Origin of the sequence: Ancylobacter terrae, from assembly GCF_045108345.1 — a bacterium.
GTDB lineage: Bacteria > Pseudomonadota > Alphaproteobacteria > Rhizobiales > Xanthobacteraceae > Ancylobacter.
Map to the genome: position 1 here is coordinate 2,929,418 of NZ_JBJGXH010000001.1, position 17,132 is coordinate 2,946,549.

The following is a 17,132-nucleotide window of genomic DNA, read 5'->3' on the forward strand; positions in this document are numbered from 1 at the left end:
TCAGTCCCCGATCAGCGCGAAACGGTCGACGTCGAACATGCCGTAGTCGGTGATCTTCAGGTGCGGGATCACCGGCAGCGGCAGGAAGGCGACCTGCAGGAACGGCTCGGCCAGGGTGACGCCGAGCGCCTTCGCCGCCGCGCGCAGCGGGATCAGCGCGTCGTGGACCGCCTCGAACGAGGTATCGGCCATCAGCCCGGCCACCGGCAGGGCGATCTCCGCCGTCACCTTGCCGCCCTCGGCGACGACGAAGCCGCCGCGCAGCTCGATCAGCCGATTCACCGCCAGCGCCATGTCGGCGTCGTCGGCGCCGACCACGGTGATGTTGTGGCTGTCATGGCCGACCGAGGAGGCGATGGCGCCGCGCTTCATGCCGAAGCCGTGGACGAAGCCGCGGCCGATATTGCGGTTCTTGCCGTGACGGGCGACGACGCAGACCTTCACCGCGTCCTGCGTGAGGTCGACACGCACCTCGCCGTCCGCGACCGGCAGGTCGAACTCGAGATGCTCGGTGATGATCCGGCCCGGCACGACGCCGATCACCGGCACGGCGTTTTTCCCCGCGGCCGGGACCCGGAAATCGGCGGCCGCGACCGGTTCCGCCTTCATCGAGCCGTAGCCGACCGGCGCGACATGCGGGCGCGTGGCGAAGAGCTCCGGCGTGACGAGGCGCCCGGCGGAGATCACCGAATGCACCCGGCACTCCTCGAGACTCTCCAGCAGCACGATGTCCGCCCGCCGGCCCGGCGCGATCAGGCCGCGGTCCTTCAGCCCGAAGGCGTTCGCCGCCGACCAGCTGGCGACGCGGTAGACATGGTGCAGCGGCGCGCCATGGGCGATCGCCACGCGGATCATGTAGTCGAGATGGCCTTCCTCGGCGATGTCGAGCGGGTTGCGGTCGTCGGTGCAGAAGGCGAGGAAGGCGGAGGTGTCGGCATCGATCAGCGGGATCAGCGCGTGCAGGTCCTTGGAGACCGAGCCCTCGCGGATCAGCACGGTCATGCCCTTGGCGAGTTTTTCACGCGCCTCGGCAAGGGTCGTCGCCTCATGCTCGGTGCGGATGCCGGCGGCGATGTAGCCATTGAGGTCGCGCCCCGCGAGCAGTGGCGCATGACCGTCGATATGGCCGCCCGAGAAGGCGGCGATCTTGGCCAGCGCGCCTTCATCCTTGAACAGCACGCCGGGGAAATTCATGAACTCGGCGAGGCCGATGCCGCTCGCATGCCCGCGCAGCGCCACGAGGTCGTCCGCCGTCAGCTCCGCGCCGGCTGTCTCGAAGGCGGTGGCCGGCACGCATGAGGAGAGCTGGACGCGCAGGTCCATGATGGTCGCCTCGGCCGAGCGCTGGAAATAGCGCACACCCTCGGCACCGAGCACATTGGCGATCTCATGCGGATCGCAGATCGCCGTGGTGACGCCGTGCGGCAGCACGCAGCGGTCGAATTCCAGCGGCGTGACCAGCGAGGATTCGACATGCAGATGCGTGTCGATGAAGCCGGGCACGGCGGTGAGGCCGCGCCCGTCGATCTCGGTGACGCCGTCATAGCTCGCAAGCGTGCCGACGATGGTGTCGCCGCAGATGGCGATGTCGGTCTCGGTGAGGGCGCCGGTGATGACATCCAGCAGGCGCACGCCCTTCACCACGAGGTCGGCGGGCGCGACGCCGCGTCCCTGGTCGATGCGCCGGCCGAGCGTGTCGAGGTCCACCGTCATCGCCGCCTCCTCAGGCGCTCGCCTTGTCGAGCTGGATCATGTCGGTGGAGGTCAGCTTGAGTTCCACCGCCGCGAACAGGTCGCCGAGCTGCTCGGGGCTCGAGGCGCTGGCGATGGCCGAGGAGAGGCTCGGCCGCGCCATCACCCAGGCCAGCGCGACCTGAGTCGGCGTGGCGCCGTGCCGGGCGGCCACCGCATCGAGCGCGCCGAGAATGGCGAGGCCGCGCGTGTTCAGGCAGCGATCGACGATGGCGCGCCCGCGCACGCTCTTCTGCGCATCGGCGGGGGTGCGGTACTTGCCGGTGAGGAAGCCGGCGGCGAGCGAGAAATAGCTGATCACGCCGAGGCCGTTGGCCCGGCACACCGGCTCCAGCTCGCCCTCGAATTCGGCGCGGTCATAGAGGTTGTATTCGGGCTGGAGCGTCTCGTAGCGCGGCAGGTTGAGCCGGGTCGACACGGCGAGCGCCTCGAACAGGCGCTTGGCCGAAATGTTGGAGGCGCCGAGGAGGCGCACCTTGCCGGCCTCGATCAGCTCGGCGAAGGCGCCCAGCGTCTCCTCGAACGGCGTGTCGGGGTCGTCGTAATGCGACTGGTAGAGGTCGATGTAGTCGGTCTGGAGGCGCTTCAGCGAGGCCTCGACGCTGGCGCGGATATAGGATGCCTTCAGCGTCTTGCCCTGCCCCATGTCGGAGCCGACCTTGGTGGCGATGACCAGCTTGTCGCGCCCGCCGCGCACCTTCAGCCAGCGGCCGATGATGGCTTCCGATTCGCCGCCGGCATGGCCCTTCACCCAGCGCGAATAGGAATCGGCGGTGTCGATGAAGGTGAAGCCGGCCTCGACCAGCCGGTCCAGAATCGCGAAGGATGTCGCTTCGTCGGCCGTCCAGCCGAACACATTGCCGCCGAAACACAGCGGCGGCACCAGAATCTCGGAGCGACCCAGCCGGCGCAGATCCATTCGCGCATCTCCCCCATCATGCTCCCCGCCCCCGTCTATAGCGGGACGGAGATGGCGGGTCGACCCGCCCCGGGTGCGGCGCGCGATGTCGGACCCGCATTCCGGAGGCACGCGCTAGGCGCGCCACCAGCGCGCGGCGGTGGCCCGGGCGCGGGCGAGGCGTTCGCTGCCCCGGCGGGCGACCGCGCCGACGCGCAGGCTCACCGGACGCAACGATCGGACCGAGGGCGCGCGCATTGAGGTGGAACGTGCCCGCGTCGCGGTCATGGCGTTACCACGCCAGGAGAAATCGCTGCCGCGCCACGCCTCGACCCAGAGCACCGGGATGAGCAGATCGCGCAGGATGAGGGCGAGCGGCGTGGTCGGCGAGACCGGCCAGCCGGCACGCAGCGTCAGCGCCAGTTCCGCGCCGTACCACAGCGTCAGCAGGCCGAGCACGCTCGGCGCCGGCGGCCAGCCGAGATGGGCGGCCACCACCAGAGCGGCGATTGCCGGGAACAGCGCGCCGGTGAGCAGCTCGGGCGTGAAATAGAGGCGGAAGGTGGCGCGCCGCAGCCGCGCCCAGCGCAATTGCCGGCGCCACACACTCATAGCCGCGCGCCGGCCCAGCGGCTGGCCGAACGGGCCGTCGACGAGACGGACGCGGCGCCCCCCGGCCCGCACCACCTTGGTCGCCGCGGCGTCCTCGGCGATCTCGCGCCCCAATGCGGCGATGCCGCCCGCCGCTTCCAGCTCGGCGCGTCGCCACAGCATGGACTTGCCCTGCGCGAAGCCGAAACCGAGGCTGTCGGCGGCATATTGCCAGCGGGCCTGGTATTCGTTGAGGAAGGCGCATTCGAGCTCGGCCCAGAACCCTTCCGGGCGGATGCCGACGGGCGGCGAGCAGACGAGGCCGGTATCGGCACGCCACGCCGCCAGCAGGCGCTGGAGATAGTCGGCCGGCATCAGCACGTTGCTGTCGGCGAGCACGACCCATTCGCCACGCGCGGCCGCCCAGCCCTTGAGCACGTTGTTGAGCTTGGGATTGGCGCAGATGCGCTCGTTCCCCACCAGCAGCCCCGCGGGCACGCCGGGATGAGCGGCGATCAGGCGGTGGACGAGGGGGACGACGGGGTCGTCCGCGCGCTCGACGCAGAACAGGATCTCATAGTCGGGATGATCGAGCCGGAAGGCCGAGCCGAGCGTCTCGGCCTCGAACGTGTCGAGCCCGCAGACCGGGCGCACGATGCTCACGCGACCGGCCTGCGCCGTACCGCTGCCGGCGGGTCGCGCCCGGCAGCGCCGCCACGCGAGGACGACACTCGCCAGATGGGCGACGACGGTGAGGACCAGGAACAGGGCCGCGGCCAGAATCGCGCTCGTCATGCCCGCTTTGTGGCGGCGGCCGGTTACAGCGGTGTGACGCGGCCCTGTACGTCAGCCGACCAGCCGCCGCACCGCCTCGCGCCATCCCGCGAGCTTGCGCGTCCGCAGCGCCGGCTCCATCGACGGCTCGAAACGCCGCTCCAGCCGCCAGCTATCGGCGAAGTCCTGCGGCGGCGGAAAGACACCGGCGTGCAGGCCGGCGAGATAGGCGGCGCCGAGCGCCGTGGTCTCCTTCACGACGGGACGATCGACCGGCGAGGCCAGCAGGTCGGCGAGGCGCTGCATCGCGAAGTTCGAGGCGACCATGCCGCCATCGACCCGCAGCACGGTATGGGCGCCGCCGGCTCCCGGCCAGTCCGCGCGCATGGCGTCCAGCAGGTCGGCGGTCTGGTAGCAGACGCTCTCCAGCGCCGCGAGGGCGATCTCCTCCCGGCCCGTGCCGCGGGTGAGGCCGAACAGCGCGCCGCGCACATCGGGGTTCCAGTGCGGCGCGCCGAGGCCGACGAAGGCCGGCACGAGATAGACCTCCTGCGCCGGATCGGCCGCCTCGGCGAGCTTTTCGCTCTCGGCCGAGGTCTTGATGATGCCGAGCCCGTCGCGCAGCCACTGCACCGCCGCGCCGGCGACGAAGATGGAGCCCTCCAGCGCATAGGTGCGCTTGCCGCCCAGCTGGTAGGCGATGGTGGAGAGCAGCTTGTTGTTCGAGGCGACCACGGTGTCGCCGGTGTTCAGCAGGGCGAAGCACCCCGTTCCGTAGGTCGACTTGATCATGCCGGGCCGGAAGCAGGCCTGGCCGACGGTCGCCGCCTGCTGGTCGCCGGCGATGCCGCAAATGGCGATCGGCCCGCCGAACAGCGCCGGCTCGGTGGTACCGAAACCCGCGGAGGAATCCTTCACCTGCGGCAGCATGGAGGCGGGCACCCGCAGCAGCGCAAGCAGGTCGGCGTCCCACTCGCCGGTGTGGATGTTGAACAGCAGCGTGCGGGCGGCATTGGTGGCATCGGTGGCATGAACCCGCCCGCCGGTGAGGTGCCAGAGCAGGAAGCAGTCCACCGTGCCGAAGGCGAGTTCGCCGCGCTCGGCCCGCGCGCGGGCGCCCGGCACATGGTCGAGGATCCAGGCGATCTTGGTGCCGGAGAAATAGGGGTCGAGGATCAGCCCGGTGCGGGCGCTGGCGAGGGGTTCGTGGCCTTCCGCCTTCAGCCGCGCGCAGAGTTCCGCCGTGCGCCGGTCCTGCCAGACGATGGCGCGGTGGATGGCCTGCCCGCTCGCCCGGTCCCACACCACGGTGGTTTCGCGCTGGTTGGTGATGCCGATGGCGGCGATATCGGCAGCAATCGCTCCGGCCTCGGCCAGGGCCTTGCGGCAGGTGGCGAGCGTTGTGCGCAGCAAATCGTCGGGCTCGTGCTCGACCCAGCCGGAGGCCGGGAAATGCTGGGGAAACTCCTCCTGCGCGATCGCCGCGATGGACGTGTCCGGCCGGAACAGGATGGCGCGCGAGGAGGTGGTGCCCTGATCGATGGCGAGGATGTAGGTGGACATCAGGCGTTCTCTCCCGGCGGGGTTCGCTCCCCGGCCTTTGGCATGGTCGTCACTGCAACCCGGCGGGATCGACGATCCCCTCGGCGCATTCCGGCTTGACCGGCCGCGCGGCGGCGATCAGCTCGGGCAGCGGGGTGGTCGAGGGCGTGCCGATCAGGCCGACCTTGATCTCGGAGAACAGCAGCCGGCTGCCGTCGCGCACGCATTGCATGGTCACGCGCTGGCCGGCGCCGGCGCCGAAGCTCGCATCGAAGGCGGCGCGGATCTCGTCGGAGGTGACCTTCGCACCGACGCGGGCGGCGAGCAGCGCGCCGACCTTCGACGCGTTGACCGCCTGCGCGAAGCCGATCATGTCAGCGAAATAAGTGTCGGCATCGGCGCCGTAGCAGGTGCCGTGCTTGATCCATTCGTGCCGGTCGAGCTGCGATTGCGTGCCGGGCATCAGCGCGGCGAGCGCGTCCTTCGTCGCGGCGCCGAGCTGCGGCGCCGGCAGCGCGTCCCAGCGGCCGGCATTATCGGCCGCGATCTGGTCCGGCGGCACGTTGCAATAGGCGCGCCCGCGCGGCTGCGGCCACAGCCCGTGCAGGCTGAGCCGCGCGGCATCCGGCCGCGCCGCGGTCTGCGAGCGGCATTCGCTCTTCTGCGGGCGTGTCTCGCAGAAGCTGGGCTGCCAGCTCAGCGCCAGCAGGAATTCGGTCGGCGTCCCGGATTTCGAGGCGCCCTTTCCGGCCGGCGCCGGCTGCGGAGCGCCCGCGCTGCCCGGCGCTGCGCCGGCGTCCCCGGCCACCGTACCGCAGGCGATCTCGACCCAGCGCTGGGCGGGATCGGCGCCGTCCACGCGGATGCGGTAATGGCTGGCGTCGGCCTTGTTCTTGGCGATCAGCGGATAGGCGGTGCCGGGCACGAGCCGGATGTCGCCGGGATTGGTCGCCTGACGAAAGGAACGGTAGGCGGGACAGGCCTGCGTCGCGGTCAGCGTGCCGCTCATGGCGACATCGGCCAGTGCCGGGCCGGCCGAGAACAGGAAAGGCGCCAGCGCGCCCGCGAGAACCGTCCATCGAAACCGCATCGAGCCGCCCCCGGATGGCCGCCCGACAAGGCCGGCGGCGAAAACCCCGCGCAAGCGGGACCTCGTCTCTATAGCGCGCGGTGTCGGCGCGCGGGAGGTTCGGACGTCATGGCCGGTACAGGCCCGGCCATGACGCGCGATGGCCCGGCCCCCGTCCTGCGACGGTGGGCCGGAGGTGCGGCGACCTCACTTCTTCGGCGGGGTCGCCGGCCAGCTCTTGATGAGCGCATCGTAATCGATGGTCTCACCCTGGGGCTTCTCGTTGGCGAGCTTGGGCTGCGGCGCCAGCGTGCCGTTCTTCTTGGCGAGATCGACCCAGTATTCCATCGGGTGCTTGGCGTTGAGCTTCGGGCCGCAATCGCCCTGCACGCCGGACCGCTCGAGGCGCTCCATCACCGAGTCCTGCGCCGCCGCGAGGGCATCCATCGCCGCCTGCGGGGTCTTGGCGCCCGACGAGGCGTCACCGATGTTCTGCCACCAGAGCTGCGCGAGCTTCGGGTAGTCCGGCACGTTCGAGCCGGTCGGCGACCATTCCTTGCGGGCCGGCGAGCGGTAGAACTCGATCAGGCCGCCGAGCTTGGGCGCGCGCTGGGTCATGTGGTCCGACCAGATGTCGCTCTCGCGGATGAAGGTCAGGCCGACATCGCTCTTCTTCAGCGAGACGGTCTTGGACGTGACGAACTGGGCGTAGAGCCAGGCCGCCTTGCGGCGATCCACCGGGGTCGACTTCAGCAGGGTCCAGGAACCGACGTCCTGGTAGCCGAGCTTCATGCCGTCCTTCCAGTAGGCGCCCTTTGGCGAGGGGGCCATGCGCCACTTCGGCGTGCCGTCGGCGTTCATCACCGGCAGGCCGGGCTTCACCATGTCGGCGGTGAAGGCGGTGTACCAGAACATCTGCTGGGCGATGGTGCCCTGCGCCGGGACCGGGCCGGCCTCGGAGAAGGTCATGCCGAGCGCCTGTGGCGGCGTGTACTTCTTCAGCCACTCGATATACTTGACGATCGAATAGACCGCCGCCGGGCCGTTGGTGTCGCCGCCGCGCTCGACGGAGGAGCCGACCGGGCGGCAGCCTTCCATGCGGATGCCCCATTCGTCGACCGGCAGGCCGTTCGGCAGGCCGCGGTCGCCGTTGCCGGCCATGGACAGCCACGCATCGGTGAAGCGCCAGCCGAGCGAGGGATCCTTCTTGCCGTAGTCCATGTTGCCATAGACCTTGACGCCGTCGATCGTGCCGACGTCGTTGGTGAAGAAGTCGGCGATGTCCTCATAGGCCGACCAGTTCACCGGCACGCCGAGCTCATAGCCGTACTTGGCCTTGAACTTGGCCTTGTAGTCCGGGTTGGTGAACCAGTCGTAGCGGAACCAGTAGAGGTTGGCGAACTGCTGGTCGGGCAGCTGGTAGAGCTTCTTGTCCGGGGCGGTGGTGAAGCTGAGGCCGATGAAATCGTTGAGGTCGAGCGTCGGCGAGGTGACGTCCTTGCCCTCGCCGGCCATCCAGTCGGTCAGCGGCACGGCCTGCTTGTAGCGGAAATGGGTGCCGATGAGGTCCGAGTCGTTCACCCACGCATCGTAGATGTTCTTGCCGGACTGCATCTGCGTCTGGATCTTCTCGACAACGTCACCTTCCTGGATGAGGTCGTGGGTGAGCTTGATCCCGGTGATCTCGGAAAAGGCCTTGGCGAGGACCTTCGCCTCGTATTCATGCGTGGTGATGGTCTCGGAGACGACGTTGATCTCCATGCCCTTGAAGGGTTCGGCGGCCTTGATGAACCACTGCATCTCCTTCAGCTGGTCCTCCTTCGACAGGGTCGAAGGCTGGAACTCGCTGTCGATCCACTTCTTCGCCGCGGCTTCGTCCGCGCGGGCTGCCGGCGCGCCGACGAAGAGCGCCATCGCGCTCGCCGCCAGCATGAGCCGCATCTTGCGGTTGACGAGAGACATCCGTTGTTTCCTCCCAGGTTCTGGCCGCACTCCGGCGGCGTTCGGTGTCGTCGCGTTGAGGGGGCAGTCAGGTCGTCACACCAGGGCGAACACTCCCAGTGCGTAGACGAGGCACACGGCGAGCGCCCAGGTGAGGTCCGGCCCGACGAGGCCGATCCAGCCGAGGCAGATGAAGGCGCTGCCGAGAAGGGTGATGAAGAGCCGGTCGCCGCGCGTCGTCGGGATGCGCAGCACCCCGACCCGCTCGCGCTCGGGGTAGCGCACCGCCACCACGGTGAAGACTGTCAGCAACGAGGCGATGACGGCGAAGAACAGACCCGTCTGCCAGGTCCAGGCCATCCAGGCGAGGTTTTCGGAGAGGCTGTCCATGCTCAGCCCTCCTCGCCATCGTCGCGGGAGGCGACGGTGCCGCCGCTCGCATGGGCGAGATAGCCGATGATCGCCTGCAGCCGCTCCAGCGCCTGGGACAGGTCGAGATCCTCGCCGGAACGTTGGCCGGCAAGCTGCTTGCGCAGCCCGTCGAGGTCACGCTGGAGATCGCCGACGCCCATGTCGGCCGCCTTTGCCATGTCGAAGGCGGCATCGACACCGACGAAGGCGTGATAATATTGCTGGTCGAGCGGTACCGACGCGATCCCGGCCCGCTCCATGGCGGCGAGGATCGTGTCGGCCCAGGCCTTCACTTCGGCGATATCGAGAAACTGCTCGCCCATCACACCCTCCCCAGGGCGAAGCCCTTGGCGATGTAGTTGCGCACGAACCAGATCACGAGCGCGCCGGGGATGATGGTCAGCACCCCGGCGGCGGCGAGGAGGCCCCAGTCCATGCCGGCCGCCGAGACGGTGCGGGTCATGGTGGCGGCGATCGGCTTGGCGTTGGTGGCGGTCAGCGTGCGGGCGAGCAGCAGCTCGACCCATGAGAACATGAAGCAGAAGAACGCCGCGACACCGATGCCGCTGGCGATCAGCGGCATGAATATCTTCACGAAGAAGCGCGGGAAGGAATAGCCGTCGATCGCCGCGGTCTCGTCAATCTCGCGCGGCACGCCGGACATGAAGCCTTCCAGGATCCACACGGCGAGGGGCACGTTGAACAGGCAGTGCGCCAAAGCGACCGCCCACGGCGTGTCGAACAGGCCGATGGCGGAGTAGAGATTGAAGAAAGGCAGCGCGAACACCGCCGGCGGCGCCATGCGGTTCGACAGGAGCCAGAAGAACAGGTGCTTCTCGCCGACGAACTTGTAGCGCGAGAAGGCATAGGCCGCCGGCAAGGCGAGGCTGATGGATATGATGGTGTTGAGCACCACATAGGTCAGCGAGTTGATGTAGCCCGAATACCAGCTCGAATCGGTGAAGATCTTGATGTAGTGCTCGAAGGTGATGGCGCGCGGCCACAGCGAGACCGTGGTGTTGATCTCGAAATTGGTCTTCAGGCTCATGTTCACGAGCCAGTAGATCGGCAGCATGAGGAAGACGAGATAGAGCACCATCACCACGGTGCCGGAGCGGGAGGACTGGTTCATGCCGCGATCCTCCCCTCGGCGGCGCTCTCGCGCCCGGCATTGGTCATCACCGTGTAGAACACCCAGCACACGGCGAGCACGATCAGGTTGTAGACGAGGCTCATCGCGGCGGCCTTGCCGAGGTCGAACTGGCCGAGCGCGAGCTTGACGAGGTCGATCGACAGGAAGGTGGTGGCGTTGCCCGGCCCGCCGCCGGTGAGCACGAAGGGCTCGGTGTAGATCATGAAGCTGTCCATGAAGCGCAGCAGCACGGCGATCAGCAGCACGCGGTTCATCTTCGGCAGCTGGATGGTGCGGAAGATCGCCCAGCGCGAGGCGCCGTCGATGCGCGCGGCCTGGTAATAGGCGTCGGGGATCGACTTCAGCCCGGCGTAGCAGAGCAGCGCCACGAGGCTGGTCCAGTGCCAGACATCCATGACGATGATGGTGATCCAGGCGTGCAGCGCGTCGCCGGTGTAGTTGTAGGGGATGCCGAGCGCGTTGATCGCGTAGCCGAGCAGGCCGATGTCGGCGCGGGCGAAGACCTGCCAGATGGTGCCGACCACGTTCCACGGAATCAGCAGCGGCAGGGCCATCAGCACCAACGTCGCCGCCACCTTCCAGCCGTGGCGCGGCATGGAGAGCGCAACGAGGATGCCGAGCGGCACCTCGATGGCGAGGATGATCGCCGAGAAGGCGAGGTTGCGCCACAGCGCGTCGAAGAAGCGCCCGCCGAGCTCGGTGTTCGGGTCGAGCAGCTCGGCGAACCAGCCGAGGCCGTTCCAGAAGAACTGGTTGTTGCCGAAGGTGTCCTGAACCGAATAGTTCACCACCGTCATGATCGGCAGGATGGCCGAGAAGGCGACGATGGCGAACACCGGGGCGACGAGGAACCAGGCCTTGTTGTTGACGGTCTTTTCCATGGCTCAGGCGCCTCCCGCGCCGGCGACCAGGTGGCCGCCGGCATAGATGTGGATCTGGCGCGGATCGAGCCCGAGGCCGGCGGCGTCGCCGTCGATGGCGAGATCCTCCGGCACGGTCGCCGCCATGGCGTGGCCGTCCAGCAGGACGCGGGCGATGCGGGCGCGGCCGATGTCGTCGATCCGCACCACCTTCACCGGCAGCCCGCTTCCGGCGGGTGCGAGCAGCGCGAATTCGGGGCGAACGCCGAGCTCGATGCGCTCATTGGCCGGCAGCGCCGGATAGGCGCGGGGCAGCGCGACGGCGGCGCTGCCGACATAGGCCGTCGCGCCTTCGACACGGGCGGGCAGCACGTTCATGCCCGGCGATCCGATGAAATGGCCGACGAAGGTGTGGGCGGGACGCTCGAACAGCTCTTCCGGCGTGCCGGTCTGCACCACCGCGCCGTCATGCATCACCACCACCTTGTCGGCGAAGGTCAGCGCCTCGGTCTGGTCGTGGGTGACGTAGATCATGGTGAGGTCGAGCGCGCGGTGCAGCTCCTTCAGCGTCGAGCGCAGCTGCCATTTCAGGTGCGGATCGATGACGGTGAGCGGCTCGTCGAACAGGATGGCGGCCACGTCCGGCCGCACCAGCCCGCGGCCCAGCGAGATCTTCTGCTTGGCGTCCGCCGTGAGGTTCGCCGCCTTTCGGTCCAGCACGCGCGACAGATCGAGCCGCTCGGCGATCTCCTCGACACGCCGGCGGATCGCGTCGGGTGCGACGCCGCGGTTCTTCAGGGGGAAGGCGAGGTTCTGCCGGACCGTCATGGTGTCGTAGACCACCGGGAACTGGAACACCTGCGCGATGTTGCGCGCCTCGGTCGGCAGGTTGGTCACGTCGCGCCCGTCGAACAGGATGCGCCCCATGGTGGGGGTGACGAGGCCGGAGATGATGTTCAGCAGCGTGGTCTTGCCGCAGCCGGAGGGGCCGAGCAGCGCATAGGCGCCGCCCTGCTCCCACACATGGTTGATCTCCTTCAGCGCGTAATCCTGCGGCCCGCGCGGGTCGGGCCGGTAGGCATGGGCGAGATGGTCGAGGGTGATCGCCGCCATCGTGCCTCTCCTCAGGCCGCCGCGTCGGGCGAGCGCACCGCGCTCATCCCGTCGGCATCGAACAGAAGGACATGGCGCGGGTCGATCAGCACATCGACCTGCGCGCCGGGCTCCAGCCGCCGCACGCCGGGCAGCAGGGCGACGAGACGCTCGGCGCCCTCGCCGGCGCCACCGACATCCATGTGCACGAAGCTCTCGGAGCCGGTGATCTCGGCCACGGAGACCACCGCGTTGAGCCGGATCAGACCGCCCGCCGCGGCGCCGGAGGGGTGAATGCGCTCGCCGTCGAACACGGTCTCGTCGACGGCGAGATGGTGCGCACGCACGCCCATGACATAGGCGCCGTCCGGCACCGTGGCGAGCACGCCCGCCGCCGGCGCCGTGCCGCCGGTGGCGAGCCGCACCGCGCCGCCCGACTTGACGAGGCGGATCGTGTTGATCGGGGGATCGGAGAACACCCGCGCCGTGGCGAGGTCGCGCGGGTGGCGATAGACCTGCGCGGTGGGGCCGAACTGGGTCAGCGCGCCTTCGAGCAGCGTCGCGGTCGAGCCGCCCAGCAGCAGCGCCTCGGTCGGCTCGGTGGTGGCGTAGACGAACACCGCGCCGCTCTCGGCGAAGATGCGCGGCAGTTCCTCGCGCAGTTCCTCGCGCAGCTTGTAGTCGAGATTGGCCAGCGGCTCGTCGAGCAGCACCAGCGCGGCGCGCTTCACCAGCGCGCGGGCGATGGCGGTGCGCTGCTGCTGGCCACCCGACAGCTCCAGCGGGCGGCGCTCCAGATAGGGCTCGAGCTTGAGCAGCTTCGCCGCGGCGCGGACGCGGCTCTCGATCTCGGCTCTGGCGATGCCGGCGACCCGCAGCGGCGAGGCGATGTTCTCGTAGACGCTCAGCGCGGGGTAGTTGATGAACTGCTGGTAGACCATCGCCACCGAGCGCTTCTTCACCGGTAGCCCGGTGACGTCCCGGCCGTCGACCAGCACGCGCCCCGAGGTCGGCGCGTCGAGGCCGGCCATGAGCCGCATCAGCGAGGTCTTGCCGGCGAGCGTCGCGCCGAGCAGGACGTTCAGGCTGCCATCGGCCAGTTCCAGCGAAATATCGCGGATATGGACCTGTCCGGCGACCTCGCGGCGGATATTCTCCAGAACGAGGCTCATGCGGCATCTCCCGCCGCCGCGACCCGGGCGGAACGGCCGCCCCGGATCTGCTCCGCCATGAACGCCTCGAGCGCAGCGGCCTCGTCCTTGCGCAGCCGCAGGCCGAGCTTGGAGCGGCGCCAGAGCACATCGGCGGCGGTGCGGGCCCATTCCTCGCGCATCAGATAGAGAACCTCGGCCTCGGTGAGGTCCGCGCCGAAGACGCGGCCGAGATCGGCGGACGAACGCGCCCCGTCGAGCAGGCGCAGCGCCCGCGTGCCGTAGGCGCGCACCAGCCGGGCGGCGAGCGCCTCGTCGAGGAAGGGGTGCGCGCGCAGGACTTGGGCCAGCACCCGCGGGGTATCGAACACGCCGAAATCACCGCCCGGCAGGCCGGCGCCGCCGGTCCAGGCGGGCTTGGCGGCGGCGTCGAGATGGCCTTTCAGCTTCTCGATCGCGTGCTCGGCCAGGCGGCGATAGGTGGTGATCTTGCCGCCGAACACCGAGAGCAATGCGGGCCGGGGCGCGCCGGCCTCGCCGTCATCGAGTTCCAGCACGTAGTCGCGGGTCGCCTCCTGCGCCTTGGAGGCGCCGTCGTCATAGAGCGGACGCACACCGGAATAGGTCCACACGACATCGGCGGGGGCGACGGGCGAGCGGAAATACTCGCTCGCCGCCGCGCAGAGATAGGCGATCTCCTCGGTGGAGGCGGCGACCTCGTGCGGCGCGCCCTTGTAGTCGCGATCGGTGGTGCCGATCAGCGTGAAGTCGTGTTCGTAGGGAATGGCGAAGACGATGCGGCCGTCGCCGTTCTGGAAGATGTAGGCGCGGTCGTGATCGTAGAGCTTGCGCACGACGATGTGGCTGCCCTGCACGAGACGCACCGAAGCCGGCTCGTTGGCGCGGACGATGCGCGAGAGCACCTCGTGCACCCAGGGGCCGGCGGCGTTGACCAGCGCGCGGGCGCGGATGGTCTCGCGACCGCGCCCTTCCATGTTCTCGACGTCGAGCCGCCAGTGATCGGCGCCGCGCTCGGCCGAGACCACGCGGCTGCGCGGGCGGATGTCGGCGCCGCGCTCGGCAGCGTCAAGCGCGTTGAGCACCACGAGCCGGCTGTCTTCCACCCAGCAGTCGGAATACTCGAAACCGCGCCGGTAGTCGGCCCGCAGCGGACGGCCGGTGACGTCTTGGGTGAGATCGACCGTGCGCGTCGCCGGCAGCAGCTTGCGCCCGCCCAGATGGTCGTAAAGGAACAGCCCGAGCCGTAGCAGCCAGGCCGGGCGCAGGCCGGCATGGTGGGGCAGCACGAAGCGGAGCGGCCGGATGATGTGCGGCGCCATCGCCCACAGCACTTCGCGCTCCATCAGCGCCTCACGCACCAGCCGGAACTCGTAATGCTCCAGATAGCGCAGGCCACCATGGATCAGCTTGGTGGAGGCGGACGAAGTGGCGCCGGCAAGGTCGCCCTGCTCCAGCAGCACGACGGAGGCGCCGCGCCCCGCGGCGTCACGGGCGATTCCACAACCGTTGACGCCGCCGCCGATGATGGCGAGGTCGTAGACGGGATCAAGGCCGATGGCCGGATCGGGGCTTGCTGCGCTCAAGGCGCGTCTCCCTGGATGCGTTCCGATTGGTCAGGAACGCTTTCGTTTTTATATTCGTTTTGAGCCTAAGCGAAGGTTCTTTCGCGCGCAACATCGAAAAAACGAAACATTCGCGCTTTCGTTTGGATGCAACGCAGCATGCGTCAGGGTGCGGCGCGGCCGCTTCCGGGCCCGCGCCGCAGCCCGACAAACGGGGGCGATCGCCAAAGGGGCGCGACAGGTGCCCGCGCGCCCGCTAAAGGAGCGCTGCCGGCATGCGGGCCGGCCGGCGCTGCGGCGCGCTCAAGCGGATACCGGTTCCATGACGACCGACGGCGCCAGCGTCATCCTCGACAATGTCACGCTGCGGCGCGGCGGGCGCACCGTGCTGGCCGATCTCAGCCTCACGCTGTCGGAGCGGCGGATCGGGATCATCGGCGAGAACGGATCGGGCAAGAGTTCACTGGTACGCCTGCTGAACGGCTTGCTGAAGCCGGATGCGGGTCGCGTCGTCGTCCACGGCGTCGATGCGGCGACGGAGCCGGATGCGCTGCCCCGCCTCGTGGGCTTCATCTTCCAGAACCCGGACCACCAGATAATCTTCCCGACGGTCGCCGAGGAGGTCGCCTTCAGCCTCGAACAGACCGGCGTCGCCCGGAAGGCGGCGCGGGCGGCCGCCCATGGCGCGCTGGAGCGGTTCGGGCGGGCGCACTGGGCCGAGCGTCCGGTCGAGCAGCTTTCCGAAGGCGAGAAGCAGTTGCTCTGCATCATCGCCGTGCTGGTGATGAACCCGGCGGTGATGGTGCTCGACGAGCCGTTTTCGTGCCTCGACCTGCCGACCCGCCGCCGCCTCGAACGCCTGATTGCCGGCCTGCCGCAGCAGGTGGTGATGATCGCGCATGAGTTCGATGCCTTCGCCAGCTTCGACCGGCTGATCTGGCTGGAGGCCGGCCGGGTACGGATGGACGGCCCGCCCGAGGCGGTCGCTCCGGCCTACAGCGCAGCCGCCGAGGCGCAGGCGATGGAGGATTGGCCGGACCTGGGCACGCTCGCGCCCGGAGACCGCCGGTGATCTCGCTCTATCTCGCCCCCCCAACCTTCGCCCACCGCCTGCCGGCGGGCCTGAAGCTCGGCGCGCTCGCCGCCATCAGCTTCGCCGCGACGCTGAGCGACAATCTGGGAGCGATGGCCGCGCTGCTCGCGGCCGTGCTCGCGCTGTATGCGGCGCTGGGGCGGGCGGCGCTGGGCCAAGTCCGCCTGCTGCGTCCGCTGCTGCCGCTGCTGGCCATCCTGTTCGCGTTTCATTGGTGGATCGGCGACCCGCGCCTCGGCCTCGTCACGGCGCTGCGGCTCGCGGCGATGGTGCTGCTCGCCAACGCGGTGACGATGACCACGCGGATGGACGAAATGATGGACGTGGTAGAGCCGCTGCTGCGCCCGCTCGCCCTTTTCGGGGTGGCGCCACGGGCGGTGGCGCTGGCGGTGGCCATGACCATCCGCTTCGTGCCGCTGCTGTTCGCGCTCTGGCAGGCTCTCAACGAATCCTACCGGGCGCGCACGGGTCGCTCGGGTGGCTGGCGTCTTCTCGCGCCGTTCTGTATCCAGACCCTGCGCCTGTCCCACCATCTGGGCGAGGCGCTCGCCGCGCGCGGCGGCGCCCCCCGCATACCGGAGAAGAAACGCCGATGAAGGACCGCAGCCTCGTCCAGATCGCCCTTTACGCGGCACTCTTCGCGGTTCTGGGGCTCATTCCGCGCATCGACGTGCCCATCGCCGCCGGCGTTCCGATCACCGCGCAGAGCCTCGGCGCCATGCTGGCCGGGGTCATGTTGGGCGCTCGACGGGGTGCGCTCGCCGTGCTGCTGTTCCTCTTCGTGGTGGCGCTCGGCGCGCCGCTGCTCGCCGGCGGCCGCGGCGGGCTCGGCGCCTTCTTCAGCCCGACCGCCGGCTTCCTCGCCGGCTGGGTGGCGGGCGCCTTCGTGGCCGGCTGGATCATGCAGTCGCTGCGCGCCATGCCGGTGTTCGCCTCGGCGATCATCGCCGCGGTCGTCGGCGGCATTCTCGTGGTCTACACGCTCGGCATCGCCGGCATGGTGCTGAAGACCGGCATGTCGCCGCTCGCCGCGCTGTCGACCATGCTGGTGTTCATACCCGGCGATCTGATCAAGGCGGTGCTGGCGGCGCTGGTCGCCCAGACCGTGGCACGCGGCCTGCCCGAAGCGCTGCTGTCCCGGCAGGCCTGATCCCGGCGCACCCTCCAATCCCGCGCTGCAGCAAGGCTCATTCTTTCGTCGGGCCACGTCTCGTGCGAGACT

At 69.3% G+C, this 17,132-nt stretch carries 16 protein-coding genes; 3 read left to right on the plus strand and 13 right to left on the minus strand.

Annotated elements, in window-relative coordinates; translation table 11 throughout:
• From ade to glpD, 13 genes are all read right to left on the minus strand, one after another.
• Positions 1–1,713, minus strand: coding sequence for an adenine deaminase (ade, locus tag ACEUEL_RS14045; protein ID WP_405706325.1), 1,713 nt, complete (start codon positions 1,711–1,713; stop codon positions 1–3).
• Positions 1,714–1,723: 10 nt separating this feature from the next.
• The gene (locus ACEUEL_RS14050) at positions 1,724–2,671 is read right to left on the minus strand and encodes an aldo/keto reductase (protein ID WP_405706328.1); all 948 of its coding nucleotides are present in this window, start codon (positions 2,669–2,671) and stop codon (positions 1,724–1,726) included.
• Positions 2,672–2,785: 114 nt separating this feature from the next.
• Positions 2,786–4,036 (minus strand): ceramide glucosyltransferase, encoded by a 1,251-nt coding sequence (locus ACEUEL_RS14055; RefSeq protein ID WP_405706331.1) that lies wholly within the window; start codon positions 4,034–4,036, stop codon positions 2,786–2,788.
• Between the two features lie 51 nt (positions 4,037–4,087).
• Complete coding sequence (gene glpK / locus ACEUEL_RS14060; RefSeq protein WP_405706333.1) at positions 4,088–5,578, minus strand: glycerol kinase GlpK; 1,491 nt, start codon at positions 5,576–5,578, stop codon at positions 4,088–4,090.
• A 49-nt stretch (positions 5,579–5,627) separates the two neighbouring features.
• Positions 5,628–6,647: a ribonuclease T2 family protein gene (locus ACEUEL_RS14065; protein ID WP_405706336.1), complete on the minus strand. Its 1,020-nt coding sequence runs from the start codon at positions 6,645–6,647 to the stop codon at positions 5,628–5,630.
• 186 nt (positions 6,648–6,833) lie between these two features.
• Positions 6,834–8,588 (minus strand): ABC transporter substrate-binding protein, encoded by a 1,755-nt coding sequence (locus ACEUEL_RS14070; RefSeq protein ID WP_405706339.1) that lies wholly within the window; start codon positions 8,586–8,588, stop codon positions 6,834–6,836.
• A gap of 75 nt (positions 8,589–8,663) precedes the next feature.
• Positions 8,664–8,957 carry a DUF2160 domain-containing protein gene (locus ACEUEL_RS14075; RefSeq protein WP_405706342.1) on the minus strand — a complete coding sequence of 98 codons (294 nt, stop codon included), beginning with the start codon at positions 8,955–8,957 and terminating at the stop codon, positions 8,664–8,666.
• A gap of 2 nt (positions 8,958–8,959) precedes the next feature.
• Positions 8,960–9,301 (minus strand): hypothetical protein, encoded by a 342-nt coding sequence (locus ACEUEL_RS14080; RefSeq protein WP_405706345.1) that lies wholly within the window; start codon positions 9,299–9,301, stop codon positions 8,960–8,962.
• Entirely contained in the window at positions 9,301–10,110 is an 810-nt protein-coding gene (locus ACEUEL_RS14085) for a carbohydrate ABC transporter permease (RefSeq protein ID WP_405706347.1), read from the minus strand. The genes ACEUEL_RS14080 and ACEUEL_RS14085 overlap by 1 nt, the downstream gene beginning before the upstream one ends.
• Positions 10,107–11,012, minus strand: a complete 906-nt coding sequence (locus ACEUEL_RS14090; protein ID WP_405706350.1) for a carbohydrate ABC transporter permease — start codon at positions 11,010–11,012, stop codon at positions 10,107–10,109. The genes ACEUEL_RS14085 and ACEUEL_RS14090 overlap by 4 nt, the downstream gene beginning before the upstream one ends.
• A gap of 3 nt (positions 11,013–11,015) precedes the next feature.
• Complete coding sequence (locus ACEUEL_RS14095; RefSeq protein WP_405706352.1) at positions 11,016–12,104, minus strand: ABC transporter ATP-binding protein; 1,089 nt, start codon at positions 12,102–12,104, stop codon at positions 11,016–11,018.
• Positions 12,105–12,115: 11 nt separating this feature from the next.
• Complete coding sequence (locus ACEUEL_RS14100; RefSeq protein WP_405706355.1) at positions 12,116–13,255, minus strand: ABC transporter ATP-binding protein; 1,140 nt, start codon at positions 13,253–13,255, stop codon at positions 12,116–12,118.
• Positions 13,252–14,838, minus strand: a complete 1,587-nt coding sequence (gene glpD / locus ACEUEL_RS14105; RefSeq protein ID WP_405706358.1) for a glycerol-3-phosphate dehydrogenase — start codon at positions 14,836–14,838, stop codon at positions 13,252–13,254. The genes ACEUEL_RS14100 and glpD overlap by 4 nt, the downstream gene beginning before the upstream one ends.
• A 301-nt stretch (positions 14,839–15,139) precedes the next feature.
• On the opposite strand from glpD, the gene ACEUEL_RS14110 reads away from it, so the two are divergent.
• From ACEUEL_RS14110 to ACEUEL_RS14120, 3 genes are read left to right on the plus strand one after another with little or no spacing between them, the layout of a single operon-like run.
• Complete coding sequence (locus ACEUEL_RS14110; protein WP_405706360.1) at positions 15,140–15,889, plus strand: energy-coupling factor ABC transporter ATP-binding protein; 750 nt, start codon at positions 15,140–15,142, stop codon at positions 15,887–15,889.
• On the plus strand, positions 15,886–16,506 hold the full coding sequence (locus ACEUEL_RS14115) for an energy-coupling factor transporter transmembrane component T family protein (RefSeq protein WP_405706363.1): 621 nt from the start codon (positions 15,886–15,888) through the stop codon (positions 16,504–16,506). The genes ACEUEL_RS14110 and ACEUEL_RS14115 overlap by 4 nt, the downstream gene beginning before the upstream one ends.
• On the plus strand, positions 16,503–17,060 hold the full coding sequence (locus ACEUEL_RS14120) for a biotin transporter BioY (RefSeq protein WP_405706366.1): 558 nt from the start codon (positions 16,503–16,505) through the stop codon (positions 17,058–17,060). Before ACEUEL_RS14115 ends, ACEUEL_RS14120 begins: the two co-directional genes overlap by 4 nt.
• The last annotated feature ends 72 nt before the right edge of the window (positions 17,061–17,132 follow it).